Annotated in this window: 2 pseudogenes; both read right to left on the bottom strand. The window is 63.4% G+C overall.

What is annotated here, in order from left to right:
• A pseudogene (locus EP237_RS22785) lies at window positions 1-200 on the bottom strand (IS1595-like element ISPlba4 family transposase); the annotation flags it as partial.
• 404 nt (window positions 201-604) lie between these two features.
• A pseudogene (locus EP237_RS23270) lies at window positions 605-1,828 on the bottom strand (hypothetical protein); the annotation flags it as partial.

Here is a 1,828-nt window from a genome sequence, read left to right on the forward strand (position 1 = left end):
CGGAAGGGGCAGTCCTGCTGCGCCAGCTCCGCCATCCTGCGCCTCAGAAGCCCATAGAGGGTGGCCGCCGTCTTGTGGTTCAAACCGGTCAGAACCGCCGCCCGGTCGGCGGTGATATCGAGCGCGAAAAGCCGCAGAAGATCGCGGAATTTCCGCTCCGAAATTCTCCCCCGAAACAGATATCGGTTTTTCTGAGCCATAAGAGCACCTTAGCATACTCTCAGAACTCCTCAGCTGGAATAGACCCTNAACAGATACCGGTTTTTCTGGGCCATAAGAGCACCTTAGCATACTCTCAGAACTCCTCAGCTGGAATAGACCCTTGTAGCAATATGGAGTGCCGAGTTTTACCGGAGCAATTGGGGGGAGCATCTCTTTCGCTTGAAAGCTTTGATCCTTTGACTGGAAATCAGCAGATCTGTTACATCATGCGGCCCATTTGCGTGGAAAAAGTGGGCATTATATGATCGACGGTAATATTTCTGCACCTACAGCTGGACACTTTCGATCGTTGCTCCCCCTTGCCCCACGCAAGAAGCCGGCAGGCCGACACATAATAACATGCGAGACCGGCGCCCCTCCTTCGCTCCATGGTGACACCGCATCACGGAGTGGGGTCCGCCGGCGTCACAACACGTGACAGGGCGATGCCCTCGGCGACCAAATCCATCCCTTCTTCTTTCATGGAGTCGGGCAGGTCCGGACTGGACAGCCAGCGCGTGACCCTGACCAAAAGGCGCTGGAGCCCTGAGAAAAGGCCCGTGACCGCGGACAACTTGTCCTCGAGCTCCCTCTCCATCCCGTTCAGATGTGCGCGCTTCTCACTCAGTTCCGTGTTCATCGCTTCACGCTGCTTCGCGATCTGGGCCGCTGCAGCGGCACGGTCCCGAGCGATATCGTCCGTGGCCTTCTGCCGTTCGGATGCCGCAATTCGGGCAACGTCATGCGCCTCTCGCCGCACAGCGTGGATCGTTTCGACGGCCCTCGCCGCGGCGCGAACGGCGGGTGCGATTTCGGGAAATGCCGGCCTCAGGAGGTCCGGCGCGGCGGCCTTCACACCTCCGCCGTTCTGCGCCCGAAGGGTCCCGGCTGTCACTTCGTTGACAAGGGCGTCGAGGCCCGTCGTCACCACCTCGACCCGGGCCATGGCCCGTTCCGCCTCCGTCCGTTTTTCTTCGGCAAGCCGGGTTGTCTCCGCAGCAGCCGTCTCAGCGGCAAGACGATCGGCCTCCGCCTCGTCATGCGCCTGCCGCGCATCATCTGCAAGGGCCTGCTCCGCTTCAGCTGCCAGCTGGACACGGACCGCATCTGCCCGCGCCGCGATAGCGGCGTCCTCATCCGCTTCGCGTTCGGCCTGCGCCCGCGCCTGCGCCTGCCGGGCCAGTTCAGCGCGCGCCTCGGCCAGCTTCCGTTCCCGTTCAACCGCAGCTGCTGCCCGGTCCGCCTCCATCCGCGTGGCCCGCGCCTCAGTCATAGCGCGTTTGCGTGATTTCTTGATCGTCACTGTCGCGAGCGCTGCGGCCTCCGCAACGATTACCCCAGCCCGGTCCTGTGCGGCCTTGATGATCCGCGCTTCTTCCTTCATTGCCTTTTCGGCCTGCCGGTCCGCTTGCTTCCGAGCTGCCTCGGCCTGCGCTTCGGCCCGTTCCCGATCGCGCTCGGCGGCAGCGACCTCCCGATCCGCCTTCGCCTTCCGAGCCTTTGCCTCTGCGATCGCCCGCTTACGGGACTTCTTCACCGCGGACTTCGCCAGGGCCACGCCATCCGCGACGGTGGACGCGGCCTCGGCCCGGGCGGCTTCCCGGATCCGGTCCCGGTCCTCCAACGC

The sequence above is a fragment of the Nioella ostreopsis genome, assembly GCF_004000255.1.
Taxonomy (GTDB): Bacteria; Pseudomonadota; Alphaproteobacteria; order Rhodobacterales; family Rhodobacteraceae; genus Nioella; species Nioella ostreopsis.